The organism is Frigoribacterium sp. PhB107 (genome assembly GCF_003751515.1).
Lineage (GTDB): Bacteria > Actinomycetota > Actinomycetes > Actinomycetales > Microbacteriaceae > Frigoribacterium.
The window spans coordinates 552,306-571,023 of the sequence record NZ_RJKU01000001.1 but is presented as its reverse complement, the minus strand read 5'-3'; the positions used below and the strand labels follow the sequence as shown (position 1 = coordinate 571,023).

General features: G+C 72.0%; 16 protein-coding genes and 2 tRNA genes. 17 read left to right on the top strand and 1 reads right to left on the bottom strand.

All coding sequences use genetic code 11. The features are described from left to right. Positions 1-43: 43 nt before the first annotated feature. The 8 genes from dnaG to EDF18_RS02540 all read left to right on the top strand — a co-directional run bounded on the left by dnaG (position 44) and on the right by EDF18_RS02540 (position 9,840). Positions 44-1,954 (top strand): DNA primase, encoded by a 1,911-nt coding sequence (gene dnaG / locus EDF18_RS02575; RefSeq protein ID WP_123546118.1) that lies wholly within the window; start codon positions 44-46, stop codon positions 1,952-1,954. Between the two features lie 163 nt (positions 1,955-2,117). Further along, complete coding sequence (locus EDF18_RS02570; RefSeq protein ID WP_123546116.1) at positions 2,118-3,743, top strand: ABC transporter substrate-binding protein; 1,626 nt, start codon at positions 2,118-2,120, stop codon at positions 3,741-3,743. A gap of 127 nt (positions 3,744-3,870) precedes the next feature. Further along, complete coding sequence (locus tag EDF18_RS02565) at positions 3,871-4,950, top strand: ABC transporter permease (protein ID WP_369878212.1); 1,080 nt, start codon at positions 3,871-3,873, stop codon at positions 4,948-4,950. A 2-nt stretch (positions 4,951-4,952) separates the two neighbouring features. Next, on the top strand, positions 4,953-5,993 hold the full coding sequence (locus EDF18_RS02560) for an ABC transporter permease (protein WP_123546114.1): 1,041 nt from the start codon (positions 4,953-4,955) through the stop codon (positions 5,991-5,993). Further along, positions 5,990-7,738 carry an ABC transporter ATP-binding protein gene (locus EDF18_RS02555; protein ID WP_123546112.1) on the top strand — a complete coding sequence of 583 codons (1,749 nt, stop codon included), beginning with the start codon at positions 5,990-5,992 and terminating at the stop codon, positions 7,736-7,738. Before EDF18_RS02560 ends, EDF18_RS02555 begins: the two co-directional genes overlap by 4 nt. Before the next feature lie 5 nt (positions 7,739-7,743). Then, positions 7,744-8,622, top strand: coding sequence for an ATP-binding cassette domain-containing protein (locus EDF18_RS02550; protein ID WP_158614601.1), 879 nt, complete (start codon positions 7,744-7,746; stop codon positions 8,620-8,622). Continuing rightward, positions 8,619-9,623: an NAD(P)-dependent oxidoreductase gene (locus EDF18_RS02545; RefSeq protein ID WP_123546108.1), complete on the top strand. Its 1,005-nt coding sequence runs from the start codon at positions 8,619-8,621 to the stop codon at positions 9,621-9,623. Before EDF18_RS02550 ends, EDF18_RS02545 begins: the two co-directional genes overlap by 4 nt. A 144-nt stretch (positions 9,624-9,767) precedes the next feature. After that, positions 9,768-9,840: transfer RNA gene (locus EDF18_RS02540), tRNA-Asn, on the top strand. A gap of 104 nt (positions 9,841-9,944) precedes the next feature. On the opposite strand, the gene def is transcribed toward EDF18_RS02540, so the two are convergent. Further along, positions 9,945-10,511: a peptide deformylase gene (gene def / locus EDF18_RS02535; protein ID WP_123546106.1), complete on the bottom strand. Its 567-nt coding sequence runs from the start codon at positions 10,509-10,511 to the stop codon at positions 9,945-9,947. A 40-nt stretch (positions 10,512-10,551) separates the two neighbouring features. Here def and EDF18_RS02530 point away from each other — a divergent pair, with 40 nt between their 5' ends. The 9 genes from EDF18_RS02530 to EDF18_RS02490 all read left to right on the top strand — a co-directional run bounded on the left by EDF18_RS02530 (position 10,552) and on the right by EDF18_RS02490 (position 18,620). Beyond that, positions 10,552-11,472, top strand: a complete 921-nt coding sequence (locus EDF18_RS02530) for a DMT family transporter (protein WP_123546104.1) — start codon at positions 10,552-10,554, stop codon at positions 11,470-11,472. A gap of 105 nt (positions 11,473-11,577) precedes the next feature. Beyond that, the gene (locus tag EDF18_RS02525; RefSeq protein ID WP_233568950.1) at positions 11,578-12,819 is read left to right on the top strand and encodes a glycosyltransferase; all 1,242 of its coding nucleotides are present in this window, start codon (positions 11,578-11,580) and stop codon (positions 12,817-12,819) included. Positions 12,820-12,853: 34 nt separating this feature from the next. Next, a tRNA-Ile gene (locus tag EDF18_RS02520) sits at positions 12,854-12,927 on the top strand. A 66-nt stretch (positions 12,928-12,993) separates the two neighbouring features. Continuing rightward, positions 12,994-13,323, top strand: coding sequence for a hypothetical protein (locus EDF18_RS02515; protein ID WP_123546101.1), 330 nt, complete (start codon positions 12,994-12,996; stop codon positions 13,321-13,323). A gap of 79 nt (positions 13,324-13,402) precedes the next feature. Next, positions 13,403-14,542, top strand: a complete 1,140-nt coding sequence (locus EDF18_RS02510) for an LLM class flavin-dependent oxidoreductase (RefSeq protein WP_123546099.1) — start codon at positions 13,403-13,405, stop codon at positions 14,540-14,542. A 10-nt stretch (positions 14,543-14,552) separates the two neighbouring features. Further along, on the top strand, positions 14,553-15,185 hold the full coding sequence (locus EDF18_RS02505; RefSeq protein ID WP_123546098.1) for an FMN reductase: 633 nt from the start codon (positions 14,553-14,555) through the stop codon (positions 15,183-15,185). Positions 15,186-15,302: 117 nt separating this feature from the next. Continuing rightward, positions 15,303-16,133, top strand: coding sequence for a DUF1684 domain-containing protein (locus tag EDF18_RS02500; RefSeq protein WP_123546096.1), 831 nt, complete (start codon positions 15,303-15,305; stop codon positions 16,131-16,133). A gap of 85 nt (positions 16,134-16,218) precedes the next feature. Further along, entirely contained in the window at positions 16,219-17,877 is a 1,659-nt protein-coding gene (locus EDF18_RS02495) for a bifunctional 3'-5' exonuclease/DNA polymerase (RefSeq protein WP_123546094.1), read from the top strand. Positions 17,878-18,083: 206 nt separating this feature from the next. After that, positions 18,084-18,620, top strand: coding sequence for a DUF3145 domain-containing protein (locus tag EDF18_RS02490; RefSeq protein WP_123546092.1), 537 nt, complete (start codon positions 18,084-18,086; stop codon positions 18,618-18,620). The last annotated feature ends 98 nt before the right edge of the window (positions 18,621-18,718 follow it).

Sequence of the window (18,718 nt, the reverse complement as noted above, 5' to 3'; positions counted from 1 at the left end):
CCTCCGTCGCCACCCGGCCCGAGCACCCAGGAGGGACCGTCCCGTGCCCGGCCTGATCAAGCGCGACGACATCGACGAGGTGCGCTCCCGCACGAACATCGCCGACGTCGTCGGCGACCACGTCACGCTCAAGGGCGCCGGCGTCGGCTCGCTGAAGGGCCTCTGCCCGTTCCACGACGAGCGCAGCCCGAGCTTCCACGTCCGCCCCCAGGTCGGCCGGTACCACTGCTTCGGCTGCGGTGAGGACGGCGACGTCTACAGCTTCGTCATGAAGACCGACCACACGACGTTCCAGGAGGCGGTCGAGCGGCTGGCGAGCCGGATCGGCTTCACCCTGCGCTACGAGGACGGCGGCAAGGCGAGCGACCACGGCGGCCGTGCGCGTCTCATCGCCGCGAATGAGGCCGCGCGGGAGTTCTTCGCCCAGCACCTCACCGCCGCGGACGCGGACCCGGCCCGTCGGTTCCTCGGCGAGCGCGGTTTCGACCCTGCGGCGGCCGAGCGCTTCGGCGTGGGGTTCGCGCCCAAGTCGTTCGACGCCCTCCGCTCGCACCTCAAGGGCGCGGGCTTCGCCGACGAGGAGCTCGTCACGGCCGGGCTGCTGAGCCAGGGCGACCGCAGCCCCTACGACCGGTTCCGGGGCCGTCTCGTGTGGCCGATCCGCGACGTCACCGGGTCGACCATCGGCTTCGGGGCCAGGCGCCTCCTCGACGACGACAAGGGCCCGAAGTACCTGAACACTCCCGAGACGCCGATCTACCACAAGTCGCAGGTGCTCTACGGGCTCGACCTCGCCCGCCGCGACATCGCGAAGGGCAAGCAGGTCGTCATCGTCGAGGGCTACACCGACGTCATGGCGTGCCACCTCGCAGGCGTGACGACCGCCGTCGCGACCTGCGGCACCTCCTTCGGCGTGGACCACATCAAGCTGCTGCGGCCGATGCTGGGCGAGAGCGCTGGACACGACCTCTCGGCGCTCGGCCAGGTCGTCTTCACCTTCGACCCCGACGAGGCCGGCCAGAAGGCCGCGTCCCGGGCCTTCGCCGAGGAGCAGCGGTTCCAGACGCAGACGTTCGTGGCCCTCCCGCCGGAGGGCCTGGACCCCTGCGACCTGCGGCTCGCGAGGGGCGACGACGCCGTCCGGCGCATGATCGACACCCGTCGACCGATGTTCGAGTTCATGATCCAGCGCAGCGTCGTGGGGTTCGACCTCGAGACGGTCGAGGGCCGTGCCAGCGCGGTGCGAGCAGCTGCCCCGGCCGTCGCGTCCATCCGCGACAACTCGATCCGCCTCGGCTACGCGCGGTTCCTCGCGAAGGCGGTCGGAGAGGACACGGAGAGCGTCGTCGAGGTCGTGACGTCCGTGATGCGCCAGGCGCAGGCCGTCGCGGCGGCACCTCGTGCGCTGCCGGCCAACGCCTCCGAGGGGCGTCAGTCCATCACGAGCCTGCCGCCCCTGCCCGAGGAGCCCGCGGGCCCCAGCCTCATGACGCTGCCCGGCGACCTGACGACCCGCACCGAGCGCGACGCGGTCATGGCCATGCTGCAGCACCCCGACGCCGTGGGCTTCGAGCTGATGCGGCGAGCGGTCCAGGCGCGACTCGAGACCACCTCCCTGGCGGTCGTGCGCGACGCCATCGGCGCGAGCCTCGACAAGTTCGGCGACGCCTCCTGGCTCGACGTCGTGCTCGACCAGACGCCCGCGCCGTTCGACGCCCTGGCGAAGGAGCTGGCGGTCGCGCCGATCCCGGAGCGCCAGGACAGGGAGATCACGACCTACTGCCGCGGCATCGTCGTCTCGATCGTCGAACGGGACCTGATCAGGGAGAAGTCGGAGCTGATGGGCCGGTCGTTCCGCACGGACGTCAAGACCGACCCCGACAAGTGGCGTGAGATACAGGTGCAGCTGGCCGCCCTCGAGGTCGAACGGAGGGCGCTCACCGCCGAGCAGTGAGGCGACCGGACCACGTGGCAAACTTCGTTGCGAGTTTGTAAACGATCGCCTATCGGTTGCAGCCGAGAGCTGACTGTGTGTTACCAATAGCTACCCCCCGTGCACTGTCGCACCCACAGCTGCGGCCTCGGGGTCCCTGCACACAGAGAAAGAGGCAACCGGAATGACATCCGACTCCAGGCTCAACCGCCGCGTCCTCGCCGTCATGGGAGGAGCAGCCGCCACGGCTCTCGTCCTGGCCGGCTGCGCGTCCGGCGGCGACGCGGCCGACGACGCGCTCAACGGCATCAGCGTCGGCACCACCGACGTCATCACCTCCCTCGACCCGGCCGGGTCGTACGACAACGGCTCGTTCGCGGTGCAGAACCAGGTCTTCGGGTTTCTCATGAACTCGCCCTACGGCAGCCCGGACGTCGAGCCCGACCTCGCCGAGTCGGCCGAGTTCACCGACCCGACCACCTACACGGTCACCCTCAAGGACGGCCTGACGTTCGCCAACGGCAACGCGCTGACCTCGAGCGACGTGAAGTTCACCTTCGACCGCCAGCTGGCCATCGCGGACGACAACGGCCCCTCGTCGCTGCTCGGCAACCTCGCCAGCACCGAGGCCCCCGACGACAAGACCGTCGTCTTCACGCTCAAGGGCGCCGACCAGACCTGGCCCCAGATCCTCTCGAGCCCCGCCGGGCCCGTCGTCGACGAGGACGTCTTCTCGGCGACCAGCCTGACCACGCCGGACGACATCGTCTCGGGCAACGCCTTCTCCGGCCAGTACACGATCACGGACTACTCCGAGAACGAGTCGATCCAGTACGCGGCCAACGAGTCCTACGACGGCGTGCTCGGCGCGGCGAAGACGGACTCGATCACGGCCACGTACTACACGGAGGAGACCGACCTCAAGCTCGCCGTGCAGGAGGGCGACGTCGACGTCGCGAACCGCAGCCTGAGCCCGACCGACCTCGCCGACCTGGCCAAGGACGACTCGCTGACCGTGCACAACGGCCCCGGCGGCGAGATCCGCTACATGGTCTTCAACTTCGACACGATGCCCTACGGCGCGACCCAGCCCGACGCCGACGCGGCGAAGTCCCTGGCCGTGCGTCAGGCCGTCGCGAGCGTCGTCGACCGCGAGGCCCTCGCCAAGGAGGTCTACAACGACACGTACACGCCGCTCTACTCGGTCGTGCCCGACGGCCTGACCGGCGCCACCAAGCCGCTCGAGTCGCTCTACGGCGACGGCCAGGGCGGCCCGGACGCCGACGCCGCGACCGCGGCGCTGTCGGCGGCCGGCGTGGACGTGCCCGTCCAGCTCGACCTGCAGTACAGCCCCGACCACTACGGCGCGTCGAGCGACGAGGAGTACGCCCTCATCAAGACGCAGCTCGAGGCGTCCGGCCTGTTCACGGTGAACCTGCAGTCGACCCTGTGGGACACCTACTCCACCGAGCGCCGCCAGGACGCCTACCCCGTCTACCAGCTCGGCTGGTTCCCCGACTTCTCGGACGCCGACAACTACCTGTCGCCGTTCTTCGTGAAGGACAACTTCGTCGGCAACCACTACGACTCGGCGGCCGTCCAGGCCCTCCTGTCGCAGGAGATCGCCGAGGAGGACGAGACGGCCCGCACCGCGCTCATCGGGGACATCCAGGACGCCGTCGCGGCCGACCTGCCGACGCTGCCGCTCCTCCAGGGCACGCAGGTCGTCGTCTCGGCCAGCGACGTCCAGGGCGTCGACGACACCCTCGACCCGTCGTTCAAGTTCCGCTACGGAGCGCTCAGCCGCTAGTCGGCAGGACGACCGCCACACGGCACGACGACGAGGGGTGCTCCGCCCACGGGCGGGGCACCCCTCGCGTCCGCCCCCGTTCCACCCAGAGAGGCACATCGACGTGACAGTGCTCACCGGCGACCAGATCGCCCCCGAGCGGCCCGCCCCCGCGGCCCCCCGACGACGCCGTGCAGGCGGCGGAGGCGGTGGTCTCGGACGCTACCTGGTGGTCAGGGCCGTCCTGATCATCCCCACCGTCTTCATCCTCGTCACGCTGGTGTTCTTCCTGATGCGCGTGGTCGGCAACCCGATCACCGCCTCGGTGGGCGACCGCCTGACGGAGGCGCAGCTCGCCGAGCGGCTCGCCGCGGCCGGCTACGACCGGCCGATCATCGTCCAGTACGTCGAGTACCTCGGCCAGATCGTGCGCCTCGACTTCGGCACGACCGCCACGGACAACCGCCAGATCAGCGACATCATCGTCACGTACGGCGCCGCGACCCTCGAGCTCGTGATCTACGCGCTCATCGTCGCGCTCGTGATCGGCATCCCGCTCGGCATGCTCGCGGCCTACCTCCGCGACCGCTGGCCCGACGCCGTGCTGCGCATCCTCGCGATCTTCGCCTACGCCACGCCCGTCTTCTTCGCGGGCCTGCTGCTCAAGCTCACCTTCTCGGTCTGGCTCGGCTGGCTCCCGCTGAGCGGGCGCGCCGACACCCGGATCGCGATCGCGCTCGGTCGGATCGAGAACCCGACCGGCATCTACATCCTCGACGCGCTGCGGCTCGGCAACTCGACCATCACGCTGAACGTCCTCAGCCACGCGGTGCTGCCCGCCCTCACGCTGGGCCTGCTCACGGCGGGCATCTTCCTCCGCCTGGTGCGGACGAACGTCATCGGCACGCTCGGCTCCGAGTACGTGGACGCCGCGCGCTCGCGCGGCGTCTCCGAGCTGCGTCTCGTGCGGAAGCACGCGCTCAAGCCGGCGCTCATCCCCATCATCACGGTGATGGGCCTGCAGATCGCGATGCTGCTCGGCGGCTCGGTGCTCACCGAGACGACCTTCGGCTGGCGCGGCCTCGGCTTCCAGCTGCAGCAGTACCTCTCGGCGCGAGACTTCGTCGCCGTGCAGGGCATCGTCGCCGTGCTCGCCGTCATCGTCGCCGTCACGAACTTCCTGGTCGACGTCATCGCGGCCCTCATCGACCCGAGAGTGAGGTACTGACCGTGTCGTCCACCACCTCCGGCGTCCTGTCCGACCGGCACGAGCCCCTCTGGAAGCGCCTCCCGATCGTCGCCCACGTGCGCCGCTCGGTCGGCCTGCAGCGCGGCATGCTCGTCGCCGGGATCGTCATCTGCGTCGCGTTCATCGTGCTCGCCGTCTTCGCCCCGCTCATCGCGCCCTACGGCTACGGCCAGCTCAGCGACGACGCGGGCACGTTCGCCCGCCAGGCCGCGCCCTCGGCCCAGCACCTCTGGGGCACCACGGTCGGCGGGTACGACGTCTTCAGCCGCGTGGTCTGGGGCACCCGGACCGCGATCTCCGTCGTCGTCGTCGCGGTCGTGCTCTCGATCGTCCTCGGCGTCGTCCTCGGCCTCGTCTCCGGCTACCTCGGCGGCTGGGTCGACCGCGTGCTCGTCGTCGTGGCCGACGCCGTCTACGCGTTCCCGTCGCTGCTGCTCGCGATCGTCGTCTCGATCGTCATCAGCGGCGGCCAGTCGAGCCTCTGGGGCGGCATCCTCTCGGCGGGCATCTCGATCACCGTCGTGTTCGTGCCCCAGTACTTCCGGGTCGTCCGCGCTGAAGCCGTCCGGCTCAAGTCCGAGGCCTTCGTCGAGTCCGCCAAGGTCGTCGGCAGCAGCACGCCCCGCATCATGTTCAAGCACGTGCTCCGCAACGCGACCCGCAGCCTGCCGCTCATCCTCACGCTGAACGCGTCGGAGGCGATCCTCACCCTGGCCGCGCTCGGCTTCCTGGGCTTCGGCATCGGCCCGACGTCGGCCGCCGAGTGGGGCTACGACCTGAACCGCGCGCTCAGCGACACGGCGAGCGGCATCTGGTGGACGGGCGTGTTCCCCGGCGCGGCCATCGTCCTGATGGTGCTCGGCATCACCCTCGTGGGCGAGAGCCTGAACGACCTGGCCGACCCGCGCCTCCGGACGCGTCGTCGGGCCGGTCGCGGCAAGAAGGCAGGGCGCAGCGGCGCCGGCAGCACGACGACCACGACGGCCGCAGCGCCGGTCGAGCCGCAGGAGGCGACAGCATGACCACCGGACCGCTCGACCAGGGCGCACAGGCCGCCCAGCCCGTCCGCCACGCCGCCCACGACGTCGCCCGCGACGAGCGCGACGTGGCCGTCGGCATCACCGACCTCCGTGTGACGTTCGCGACCGACGGCGGCGACGTCGCGGCGGTCCGCGGCGTCACCCTCGACGTGCGCGCGGGCGAGGTGCTCGCCATCGTCGGCGAGTCCGGCAGCGGCAAGTCCGTGACGGCCAAGACGATCCTGCGGCTCCTCCCCGAGACGGCGGTCGCGTCCGGTGCCGTCGTGCTCTCGGGGAAGAACGTGCTCGAGATCGGCCGCGGCGCCGTGCGCGAGATGCGCGGCACCGAGGTCGCGATGGTCTTCCAGGAGCCGTCGACCGCCCTCAACCCCGTCTACACGGTGGGCTGGCAGATCGCCGAGGGCATCCGTGCCCACGGCAAGGTCGGCCGGAAGGAGGCGCGGGCGAGGGCCGTCGACATCCTGCGGAAGGTGGGCATCCCCGACCCCGAGACCCGCGTCGACTACTACCCGCACCAGTTCTCGGGCGGCCAGAAGCAACGCGTGGTCATCGCCATGGCCCTCGTGCTGAACCCGTCGGTCATCGTCGCCGACGAGCCGACCACGGCGCTCGACGTGACGGTGCAGGCCGAGATCCTCGACCTGCTGCGCCGCTGTCGCGACGAGTTCGGCACCGCCATCGTGCTGATCACCCACAACATGGGCGTGGTGGCCGACCTGGCCGACCGGGTGGCCGTGATGTACCAGGGCGAGGTCGTCGAGCAGGCGACCTCGGAGGCGCTGTTCGCGTCGCCGCAGGACGACTACACGAAGCGCCTCCTCGGCAGCGTCCCCGTGCTCGAGCCGCGCGGCGCGCAGGTGCAGGCCGGCGAGGCCGACCGCGACGTCGTCGTGCGCGCCACGGGCCTCGAGATCGAGTACCCGGGACGCCTCGGCCGCGGCGGGTTCCGGGCCGTCAAGGGCGTCGACTTCTCGATCGCGAAGGGCGAGGTGCTCGGCCTCGTCGGCGAGAGCGGCTCGGGCAAGACCACCATCGGCCGTGCCATCGCCGGCCTGACCAAGGTGACCGGCGGCTCCCTCGAGGTGCTCGGCGTCGAGATGAACGGCGTGCACGAGCGCGACTTCAAGCCGCTGCGGGCCGACATCGGGTTCGTCTTCCAGGACCCGGCGTCGAGCTTCAACCCGCTGCTGACCATCGCCGAGTGCGTGGCCGAGCCCCTCATCGTGCACGGCCGCGCCGGCGACGCGCGCGCCGCGCGCCCACGCGTCGACGAGCTGATGGAGGCGGTGCAGCTGCCCAAGGCGTTCGGGGACCGCTACCCGCACGAGCTCAGCGGCGGCCAGCGGCAGCGCGCCAGCCTCGCCCGGTCGCTGGCCCTGGAGCCGAGCCTCCTCATCGCCGACGAACCCACGAGCGCCCTCGACGTGTCGGTGCAGGCACGCGTGCTCGAGCTCTTCCGCGAGCTGCAGGCCGACCTCGGCTTCGCGGCGCTCTTCATCAGCCACGACCTCGCGGTCGTGAACATGCTCGCCGACCGCATCGGCGTCCTGTACCACGGCGACCTCGTCGAGAGCGGGCCGAACGACCAGGTGCTCGGCGCCCCGGAGCACCCGTACACCCAGCGGCTGCTCGCCTCCCTGCCGGTGCCCGACCCGGCCGAGCAGGCGGCGCGTCGTCGCCGTCTCGCCGAGCTCGACGCGCGCGCGGCGTCGGGCGAGGTAGCGTGACGCGGGTGAGCCCCGAACTCGACCTGGACCGCCCCGTCACGACGGACGATCTCTCGCTGACCTACCCGGCGCGTGCGGGCCACCCAGCGCTGCGGGCGGTCGACGGGGTCACCCTCGACATCCGGGTCGGCGAGATCATCGCCGTGCTGGGGGAGAGCGGCTCCGGCAAGTCGACCCTGGCGCTGGCCGTCGCCGGCCTCGTCGGCAAAGGCCGCCCGCCGGAGGGCCGTCCGCAGATCAGCGGGGGAGCGGCGAGCGTCTTCGGCCTCGAGCTGACCCGGGCGAGCGCTCGACGTCGCGGCCGGCTGTCGTCGGTCGTCGGCTACCTCGCGCAGGACGACGGCGAGGCCCTCAGCCCCGACCTGACTGTCGGCGAGGCCATCGCCGAGCCGATCTACCTGCGTGACCGGCACTTCGACCGCCGCGAGGCGGGTCGTCTCGTGACGGCGCTGGTCGACGCGGTGCACCTCCCGCTCGGGACGATGCTCAAGCAGACCTGGGAGCTCAGCTCGGGTCAGCGGCAGCGCGTGGCCCTGGCGCGGTCCCTGGTGCTCGAGCCGCGCCTCCTCGTGGCCGACGAGCCAGCGCGGGGCGTCGACGTGCTCGTGCGGCAGGCCGTGCTCGACGTCATGAAGAACCTGCACGCCGACCGCCAGTTCTCGGCGATGGTCGTCACGTCGAGCGTGTCCGAGGCGCGGGCGATCACCGACCGCGTCGCCGTCATGCGCGGCGGCCGCCTCGTCGGCCTCGGTCAGATCGACACGGTCCTCCGCGACGGGGTCGACCCCTACGTCAAGGTGCTGTCGACCACGACGCCGATCGACGTCATCAGCCCCGAGGAACGCGAGCGCGGCGACCGACGGCGCGACGAGCGACGACCGTGACCGCGGGAGGCGCGCGCGGCCACCGAGCAGCGGCCACCGCGGCCGTCGACCTGCCACCGGAGCGCCGCCCTCGTCCCGGCGCCGTGAGCGTCGGCCCGCGCGGCTCGGCGGTCTTCGAGGACGCCGTGCACGAGGCGGGCGGTGAGCTCGTCCCGCTCGGCCCGGACACCCGTGGCCTCATCTGGCTCTCGTACCGCGACGTCGCCGGCCTCGAGGCTGCCCTCGCGGAGCACCCGGGCATCGAGTGGGTGCAGCTGCCCTGGGCCGGGGTGGACGCGTTCTCCGGGGTGCTCGAGGCACATCGCGACCGGGCGCTGCCGCTCTGGACGAGCGCGAAGGGCGCCTACGCCGAGCCGGTCGCCGAGCACGCGCTCGTGCTGCTCCTGTCGCTGTTGCGCGTCGTGCCCTCGCGGGTGCTGGCGTCGACGTGGCAGACCGAGCAGCGGGGCATCTCGCTCTACGGCCGGCACGTCGTGATCGTCGGTGCCGGGGGCATCGCGCGCGAGCTGGTGCGCCTGCTGGCGCCCTTCGAGGTGCGGGTGACGATCGTGCGCCGCACGGCGGACCCGGTCGAGGGCGTCGCGCGGACCGTGGGGGTCGACCTGCTCGACGAGGTGCTGCCCACCGCCGACGTCGTCGTGGTGGCGGCAGCCGCGACCCCGGGCACGGCCCGGCTCTTCGACGCTCGCCGGCTGGCCCTCCTCCCGTCCCGTGCCGTGTTCGTCAACGTCGCCCGGGGGAGCCTCGTCGACACCGACGCCCTCGTCGCCGCCGTCCGCGCCGACCGGCTCTGGGGCGTCGGCCTGGACGTCACCGACCCGGAGCCGCTGCCGGACGGCCACCCGCTCTGGCGCGACCCTCGGGTCGTCGTCACGCCGCACCAGGCGGACACCCCGGAGATGACCGCGCCGCTGCTCGCCGGTCGCATCCGCCACAACGTCAGGGCCCTGGCGGGCGAGGGGCACTTCGTCGGCGTCGTCGACCCTGTCGTCGGCTACTGAGCCGGCGGGTCGGTCGAGCCGCTCGGGCCCGACCGTCGAGGAGGCGCGCGACGCGCCCGGCGGTCACCTCGTGTTCAGAGACCGCCGTGACATGCGCTAGTGTTGTGTCCGCTGTCAGGGACTCCGGTCCAAGTCAGCTGCCATTCCTCGATAGCTCAATTGGCAGAGCAGCCGGCTGTTAACCGGCAGGTTGTTGGTTCGAGTCCAACTCGGGGAGCGAAGGCCCAGCGGCTCCACCCGCTGGGCCTTTTCTCTTTCGTGGGTGCTCGGTCAGTGTGGGTGCTCGGTGAGGGCGGGTGCTCGGTCAGTGTCAGTGCTCGGTCAGTCGTCGAGGTGGTCGACGCCCGGCAGCCAGGTCTGGCCCGGCACGCCCCAGCCCGACTTCTTGACGCTCTTGACCGCGGCCTTGTGCAGGGGGTGCTCGAGGCGGTCGGCGTAGAGGACGCCGTCGAGGTGGTCGTACTCGTGCTGGAAGATGCGGGCGAGCCAGCCGTGCGCCTCGATCTCGTACTCGTCGCCGTCGAGGTCCGTCGCGCGGAGCAGCACGCTCTCTGCCCGGCGCAGCGGGAACCGCTCGCCCGGGATCGAGAGGCACCCCTCCGACTCGTCGTCGTCGTCGAGGGGCTCGATGCCGAGCGGGCTCTGCCAGAGCGTCGGGTTGATCGCGACGCCGCGCCAGGGCTCGCCGTCGTCGTCCACCCACGAGTACACGAAGAGACGGAGTCCGACCCCGACCTGCGGGCCCGCGAGGCCCACTCCGGGTGCGGCGTCCATCGTCTCGAACATGTCGGCGACGAGCGTGCGCAGGTCGTCGTCGACGACCTCCACCTCGGCGGCTCGGGCGTGGAGGACGGGTTCTCCCGTGATGGTGATGGGTCGTACGGCCATTCGCCCAGACTATCCAGCGCGCTGCCGCTACCGTGTCACCGTGAGCGCTGACCTCGGGGACCTGACCGCCCAGGTGTCGTTGACCCCGTACCAGGCGCTGGGCATCCCCATCGCCCTCGTCGGCGCGGTCTTCCTCTCGATCGGCGCGCAGCTGCAGAGCCGCGGTGTCGAGAAGGTCGAGCGGCGCCTCGGGGCGGCGCAGAGCGGCATGAGCGTGCGCCAGGTGGTCGCGCTGGTCGGCAGGCCGTCCTGGGTGGCCGGCACGCTCCTCCTGGGCCTGGCTGTGGTCTTCCAGCTGACCAGCCTGAACATCGCACCTCTGCTCGTCGTCCAGCCGCTCGGCGCCGTGGCCCTCGTGGTCACCGCCGTCGTCAACGCTCGCGTGACCAAGCAGCGGCTGAGCGCGAAGGTGAAGCGGTCGATCGCGCTCTGCGTGGGCGGCATCGGGCTCTTCGCGACCGTCGCCGCGTTCGCCGCGACCGAGTCGCCGATCACCACCCGACAGCTGGTCACGGTGCTCGTCCTGCTGCTGGTCGTGGGGGCCGTGCTGGCTGCCGCCTTCGTCGTGCTGCGGCACCGCCGCAACGTCCTGTTCTACGTCATCGGCGCCGGGGTCCTGTACGGGTTCGTCGCGACCCTCGCCAAGGTCGTGCTCAACAGGATCACGTCGGGCACCTTCGACTGGCTCGAGGTCGTCTGCATCGTCATGCTCGTCGCGGCCGCGGTGCTCGGCGGCTACTTCGTCCAGAACGCGTACTCGTCGGGGTCGCCCGACCTCGTCATCGCGGGCCTGACCGTCGTCGACCCGATCATCGCGGTCACCATCGGGATCGTCGTGCTCGGCGAGGCGGCCACGGCGCCGCCGATCGCCGCCGTGCTCTTCCTGGTGGCGGGGGCCGTCGCCGTCGCCGGCGTCTTCCAGCTCGCCAAGCACCAGCCGCAGAAGAAGAGGGTCAGCTGAGCTACCGTGGTCGACGCGGGTCGCCGGGCGTCCGGTTCTCCGATCCGCCGTCCCGCCTCCTCCTGCACCCGGGCCCGACCATCCCTCACGACAAGGACTGACAACGTGACCGACGCCCACGGACCGACCGATCCGAGCGACACCGCAGCCTGGGCCGACGCGCCGAGGTTGACCGTGCTGATCGCCGCCGACACGTTCCCGCCCGACGTCAACGGTGCCGCGAACTTCGCCGAGCGGCTCGCCGTCGGCATGGCGGCCCGGGGCCACGACGTGCACGTCCTCGCCCCCGCCGCCAGCCGCAAGCACGGCACGTTCCTGGAGCAGCACGCGGGCGTGACCCTGACGGTCCACCGGCTCTACTCGACCCGGTGGCCCCTGCACGACTGGCTGCGCTTCGCGACGCCGTGGCGCGCCGAGGCCAACGCCGAGCGCGTCATCCGCCAGATCCAGCCCGACGTCGTCCACATCCAGTCGCACATCGTGATCGGCCGCGCGGTGGTCCGGGTCGCGAACCGCCTCGGCATCCGGGCCGTGGCGACCAACCACTTCATGCCCGAGAACCTGCTCGAGCACACGGGGCTGCCGCACGCGCTGCGGGCCACGGCGGTGAAGATGGCCTGGGCCGACGCGAGCCGCACCTACCACCGCGTCGAGTCGATGACGACGCCGACCGACAAGGCGGCCCGGTTCCTCGAGAAGGCGATCGACGTCGAGGGCGTGCTCGCGGTCTCGTGCGGCATCGAGGCGTCGAACTACACGGCCCGCGACGACCGGCCCGAGGGCAACCGCATCGTCTTCGTCGGACGCGTCACCGCCGAGAAGCAGATCGACGTGCTGCTGCGCGCCATGACGCTGATCGACCCGACGCTCGAGAGCACGCTCACGATCGTCGGCGGCGGCGACCTCATGCGTCACCTGCAGCAGCTCAGCGTCGACCTGGGCCTCGCCGGGCGCGTCACGTTCGCCGGCTACCTCTCCGACGCCGAGCTGCGCCGCACCCTCACCGACGCCACCGTGTTCGCGATGCCGTCGATCGCCGAGCTGCAGAGCATCGCGAGCCTCGAGGCGATGGCGTCAGGTCTGCCGATCGTGGTCGCGGACGCGATGGCCCTGCCGCACCTGGTCGACGACGGCGGCAACGGCTGGTTGTTCCGCCCCGGCGACAGCGCCGACCTGGCCGACAAGCTGACGCGGGTGCTCACGTCCCCCGACGACGAGTACCTCACGATGCGGCGAGCCAGCCTCCGGATGATCGAGGGGCACGACATCGAGCGCACGCTCAACGTCTTCGAGGGCCTGTATCGTGGGCAGCCGGTGGCTCCCACCACCGACGTCGTCTCGTACTGACCACACCCGCGGGTGCCGGTCGGGCCGGCGACACGGGGCGGTAGCTCAGCCGGTTAGAGCAGTCGACTCATAATCGATCGGTCACGGGTTCAAGTCCCGTCCGCCCTACTCCCGCGCCGGCGCCGGAGCCGCGCCTCCCAGCCCTCCCGCTCGTCCGTCTGGCACCATGGCGGGATGTTCTTCAGCAAGAGCGCAGGCCCCGACCAGGGGGACGACTCCCTCGCGTCCGTCGGCGCCGAGCCGCGGATGGGTGTCGGGGCGCAGGTGTACGTGCTCGACTCCGACGAGGATCCGACGTCGCCGTGGCCCTTCGGCCCCACGGGCGTCGTCATGCGCGCAGGTGGCTCAGCGTGGCAGGGCGTGTCCGCGATCGGCGGCTCGGCCCGGACGTGGTGGGTTGAGTTCGACTCGCCGCAGCTCGACCGTGACGGTGACGGCCCGGTGCAGAGCGCCCAGGTCGCCGAGCGGTTCCTCCGCCTCGCGCCGCCGATCGCACCTCGCTGACACGGCCGGGAATAGTCCCGCCCGACAGGTCGTTCACCCATCTACATGCAGACGCATGAACTAGATCTGAGGTGAGACCATGCAGTTCGGAGTCTTCTCCGTCGGCGACATCACGGCCGACCCGACCACCGGCCGGGTGCCGACCGAGCACGAGCGCATCAAGGCGATGGTGACCATCGCCCAGAAGGTCGAGGAGGTGGGCCTCGACGTCTTCGCGGCTGGCGAGCACCACAACCCGCCCTTCGTGAACTCGAGCCCGACGACGCTGCTCGCCACGATCGCGGCGACGACCGAGCGCATCCAGCTGAGCACGGCGACGACGCTCATCACGACGAACGACCCGGTGAAGATCGCCGAGGACTTCGCGATGCTGCAGCACCTCGCCGACGGCCGGGTCGACCTGACCCTCGGCCGCGGCAACACGGGCCCGGTCTACCCCTGGTTCGGCAAGGACATCCGCCAGGGGATCAACCTGGCCATCGAGAACTACGCTCTGCTGCGCCGCCTCTGGACCGAGGACGTCGTCGACTGGAAGGGCCACTTCCGCACGCCGCTGCAGGGCTTCACCGCGACGCCCCGCCCGCTCGACGGCGTCGCCCCGTTCGTCTGGCACGGCTCGATCCGCAGCCCGGAGATCGCCGAGCAGGCCGCGTACTACGGCGACGGGTTCTTCGCCAACCACATCTTCTGGCCTGCCTCGCACACGAAGCAGATGGTCGACCTCTACCGCAGCCGCTTCGAGCACCACGGCCACGGCCGCGCCGACCAGGCGATCGTCGGGCTCGGCGGGCAGGTCTTCATGGCCAAGAACTCGCAGGACGCGAAGCGCGCCTTCCGCCCGTACTTCGACGAGGCCCCCGTCTACGGCCGCGGTCCGAGCATGGAGGACTTCACGAGCCAGACGCCGCTCACCGTCGGCAGCCCGCAGGAGGTCATCGACCGCACGCTCGGCTTCCGCGAGTACGTCGGCGACTACCAGCGTCAGCTGTTCCTCATCGACCACGCGGGCCTGCCCCTGCAGACCGTCCTCGAGCAGCTCGACATCCTCGGCGAGGAGGTCGTGCCCGTGCTCCGCCGCGAGTTCGCGTCCCGTCGTGCTGCGGGCGTCCCCGACGCGCCGACGCACGCCTCCCTCGTGGCCGCGGCCGCCGCCTCCGCCGCGACCTCGTCCGTCACGTCCTCGGTCACGGCCGACGCCGCGTCCGTCCCGAGCCTGTAGGAGGCGCCCCGTGAGCACCAGGAAGATCATCGTCCTCTCGGCAGGGCTCGGCCAGCCCTCCTCCACCCGGCTCCTCGCCGACCGTCTCGCCGAGGCGAGCGCCCGGGCCCTGCTCGACCAGGGTTCGCCCGCCGAGTTCCGGGTCGTCGAACTCCGTGACCACGCCCACGACGTCACCGACGCGATGCTGACGGGGTTCCCGTCCGAGGCGCTGGCGGACGTGCTGGCGGCCGTCGGCGCCGCGGACGGGGTCGTCGCCGTCACGCCGGTCTTCACGGGCTCCTACAGCGGCCTCTTCAAGTCGTTCTTCGACGTGCTCGACAACACGGCCCTGACCGGCACGCCCGTGCTGATCGGCGCGACGGCGGGCACGGCGCGGCACTCGCTCGTCCTCGACCACGAGCTGCGCCCGCTCTTCTCCTACCTGCGTGCCGTCGTCGTGCCCACCGGCGTCTTCGCCGCGGCGGAGGACTGGGGCGCCGGCGACTCGACGGCCACGGGCCTGCCCGAGCGCGTGACGCGCGCGGCGGACGAGTTCGCCGCGCTGGTCTCCCTGCGGCACACCGAGCGTCGCGACCCGTTCGTCGACGTGGTCTCGTTCGAGGAGCAGCTGGGCCGCCTGGGCGTCCCGGACGACGTCTGACCCGCCCACCGGGCCGATCAGCCCCGGACCTCGCCGTGCCGCAGGGCGCGCGGCCCCGGACGGGTCGATGATGGTCACGCCCGACGCGGCGACCCGCGCGCACCCCGAGGAGGACGCATGACCGACACCCGCAGCCCCGCCGACGAGCTCGCCCGGTTCCACGAGGCCAGGCGCGCCCGCGCCGTGAGCCCGCGCGGCCCCCTGGCGCTCGTCAACACGCAGTGGGTCGACTCCGCCCAGCCCGTCTGGGGCGTCGCGGGCACCTGGGCCCCGGCGCCCGACGGCCTCGCGGGGCTCCTCGTCACCGCGACGGCCGCCGACGGCGTCCGGGTGGACGACGAGGTCGTGGACGGCACCGTGCTCGTCGTGGGCGACGACGCGGTGACGCCGAGCGCCGTGAGGTTCTCCGACACCCTCTCCGGGACCGTCATCGCGAACGACGACAGCACGAGCTGGGGGCTGCGCGTCTGGGACGCGGACTCCGAGGGCATCCGTCGGTTCGGGTCGATCGACTCGTTCGAGCACGAGCCTGCCTGGGTGGTGACGGCCGACTTCGTGCCGACCGAGGCAGGCACGGAGGTGGACATCCGGCACCAGGCGGACCTCGACCTGAGCCGCCCGAAGCCCCTGCCCGGGCTCATCCGGTTCTCGCTCGGCGGCGTCGACCACGAGCTGGCCGCGTTCCCGAGCGGATCCGGCGAACGCCTCCAGCTCGTCTTCGGCGACGCGACGAACGGCGAGAGCACCTACTCGGTCGGCCGCTTCCTCTTCCCGACCCCCGGCGACGACGGCACGATCGTGCTCGACTTCAACCAGGCAGTTCTGCCGCCCTGCGCGTTCTCGTACGCCTTCAACTGCCCGATCCCGCCCCCGCAGAACCGACTGACAGTGCCGATCGAGGCCGGCGAGAAGAACGTGCTCGACCGCGACGGCGCCCTGCTGCACTGACGGCGTGGCCGGTCCCGACGGAGCGAGCGGCGAGGCTCCGGGGCCGTGGGCGCGTCCTGTCGCCCGGGGGTGGGATGATCGACGGATGTTCGTGCTCGCCCGTCGCCTCGCCGACGGCGACGTCGAGCTGACGACGTGGCGGCGTCCCGCCCCCGACCAGGTACTGGCCCCGGGCGACGTCGAGGTCGTCGGCGACGCCGACCTGGCCGAGGCCGTCCGGAGGCGCGAGTCGGGCCCCGAGGGCACGGCAGGGCCCCGCTGGGTCTGGGACGACACCCCCCGGTGGTACCCGCGCCTCCTCGAGGCGGGCGTCCGCGTGGCGCGCTGCGTCGACCTGCGGCTCTGCCACGCGCTGCTGCGGTCGGCCGTCGCGACGGCCGGGTCGGAGCTGCACGGGGCGCCCCGCGGCCCGTGGGACGTCCCGCAGGGCGTGGACGGTCCCCGCGACGGGCTCTTCGACGTGCTGCCCGAGTCGCTGCCCGACCCGGCGGGGGAGTTCCTCCGTCAGCGGGCGGCGATCGAGACGAGCCCCGAGCGGGCACGACTCGAGCTGCTGTCGACCGCGGAGTCGACGGGCGCGCTGATCGCCGTCGAGATGCGGCACCACGGCGTGCCGTGGTCGGCCCGCGTACACGACCGCGTCCTCAGCGAGGCTCTCGGGCCACGGCCGGCCGCGGGGGAACGACCGGCGCTGATGCGCACCGACCTCGACGAGGTGCGCAGCCGGCTCGACGCCCCCGACCTCAACCCCGACTCGCCCGCCGAGCTGGTGCGCGCGCTCAACTCGGCCGGCGTCCACGTCGCCTCGACGACCAAGTGGGAGCTCGAGCGTCACGACCACCCAGCCGTCGAGCCCCTGCTGCGGTACAAGAAGCGACAGCGGCTGCTCGTCGCCAACGGCTGGGCCTGGCTCGACGCCTGGGTGCGTGACGGGCGCTTCCGGCCCGACTACGTGCTGGCCGGCAGCGTCACGGGTCGCTGGGCCACGAGCGGGGGAGGCGCCCTGCAGCTGCCGCGGGCCGTCCGGGCGGCCGTCGTGGCCGACCCGGGCTGGAAGCTCGTCGTCGCCGACGCCTCGCAGCTCGAGCCGCGCATACTGACCGGCCTCTCCGGCGACCGCGCGATGGCGGCGGCGGGCCAGGGCGACCTCTACGAGGGCATCGTGGCGAGCGGCGCGGTGGCGAGCAGGGCCGAGGCCAAGGTCGCGATGCTCGGGGCGATGTACGGCGCGACCCAGGGTGAGAGCGGGCGTCTCGTACCGCGGCTGGCACGCCGGTTCCCGCAGGCGATGGCCCTCGTCGAGACCGCCGCCCGGACCGGCGAGCAGGGGGGAGTGGTCCGCACCCTCCTCGGGCGGACCTCGCCGTCGCCGGCCGACACCGCCGCCGACGAGCTGCCACCCGAGATGCCCCGTGCCGAGGTCGGGCGCGACGCCCGGTCGTGGGGGCGCTTCACCCGCAACTTCGTCGTACAGGGCACGGCGGCCGAGTGGGCGCTGTGCTGGCTGGGGGCGTTCCGCCAGGCGCTGCACGACCGCTTCGGCGAACGCGGCGACGACGCCCCGCACCTCACGTTCTTCCTGCACGACGAGGTCGTCGTGCACGCGCCGGCGGACACGGCCGACGAGGTCGCGGCCCTCGTCGTCGAGGCGGCTGCGGCCGCGGGCCGGATGCTGTTCGGCGACGCCCCGGTGCGGTTCCCGCTGACCGTGGCCGTCGTCGACGACTACTCGCAGGCCAAGTAGGAGGCGCGGGCGGGTCCGAGGGCGCGCCCGCCGCCTCCTCGTCGCGCGTCCTGCCCTGCCCGGCGGGGACAGGCCGGGCCGATTGCCAGCCGTTGCACGGTTGTGACGTTCAGGGAGCACGTGTCATGATCGACCCAGCGGACCGAGGTCCGCGCACAACCGAACATGCACGAAAGCACGCACACGGTCCACGTGTCCACAGGTCGATGGGGAAGTCGCACCTAACGGATGGAGGAATCGTGGCTGCTGCAACGGCTAGGGGAGTGCTCTTCGTGCACTCGTCCCCTCGTGCACTGTGCCCGCATGTCGAGTGGGCGGTCGGTCGTGCCCTCGGGCACGCCGTGAACTTCGCCTGGGTGGCGCAGCCGGTCCTCTCCGGCGCCCAGCGGACCGAGTTCTCCTGGCAGGGCGACGAAGGTGCCGGCGCGCGCATCGCCTCGGCGCTGCGCGGCTGGGAGCACCTCCGGTACGAGGTCACGGAAGATCCGGGCGTCGAGAACGACGGCGGGCGCTGGATGCACACGCCCGACCTCGGGGTGTTCTTCGCGCAGACCGACACGGCGGGCAACACCGTCGTGCCCGAGGACCGGATCCGCTACGCCATGGACATCGCGGGCTCGAACGCGCTCGAGCTGCACCGCGAGCTGCGGCTCGCGCTCGGCCAGGCCTGGGACGACGAACTGGAGCCGTTCCGCTACAGCGGCGAGGGCAACCCCGTCGTCTGGCTGCACAAGGTCGGCTGACCTCGGTCGCCGGCCTCGGTCGCTGACCTCGGTCGTCGACGCCCGTCGGCTGACCTCCACGCACCCGCGCGACGCGACGAAGGCCGGTGACCCCGTGG

Bases quoted from the DNA above. Each gene is read 5' to 3' on its own strand.
- EDF18_RS02500 (WP_123546096.1), top strand. From the start codon at position 15,303: ATGACCGACACCCGCAGCCCCGCCGACGAGCTCGCCCGGTTCCACGAG.
- def (WP_123546106.1), bottom strand. From the start codon at position 10,511: ATGGCCGTACGACCCATCACCATCACGGGAGAACCCGTCCTCCACGCC.
- EDF18_RS02495 (WP_123546094.1), top strand. From the start codon at position 16,219: ATGTTCGTGCTCGCCCGTCGCCTCGCCGACGGCGACGTCGAGCTGACG.
- EDF18_RS02515 (WP_123546101.1), top strand. From the start codon at position 12,994: ATGTTCTTCAGCAAGAGCGCAGGCCCCGACCAGGGGGACGACTCCCTC.
- EDF18_RS02490 (WP_123546092.1), top strand. From the start codon at position 18,084: ATGGGGAAGTCGCACCTAACGGATGGAGGAATCGTGGCTGCTGCAACG.
- EDF18_RS02555 (WP_123546112.1), top strand. From the start codon at position 5,990: ATGACCACCGGACCGCTCGACCAGGGCGCACAGGCCGCCCAGCCCGTC.
- EDF18_RS02570 (WP_123546116.1), top strand. From the start codon at position 2,118: ATGACATCCGACTCCAGGCTCAACCGCCGCGTCCTCGCCGTCATGGGA.
- EDF18_RS02510 (WP_123546099.1), top strand. From the start codon at position 13,403: ATGCAGTTCGGAGTCTTCTCCGTCGGCGACATCACGGCCGACCCGACC.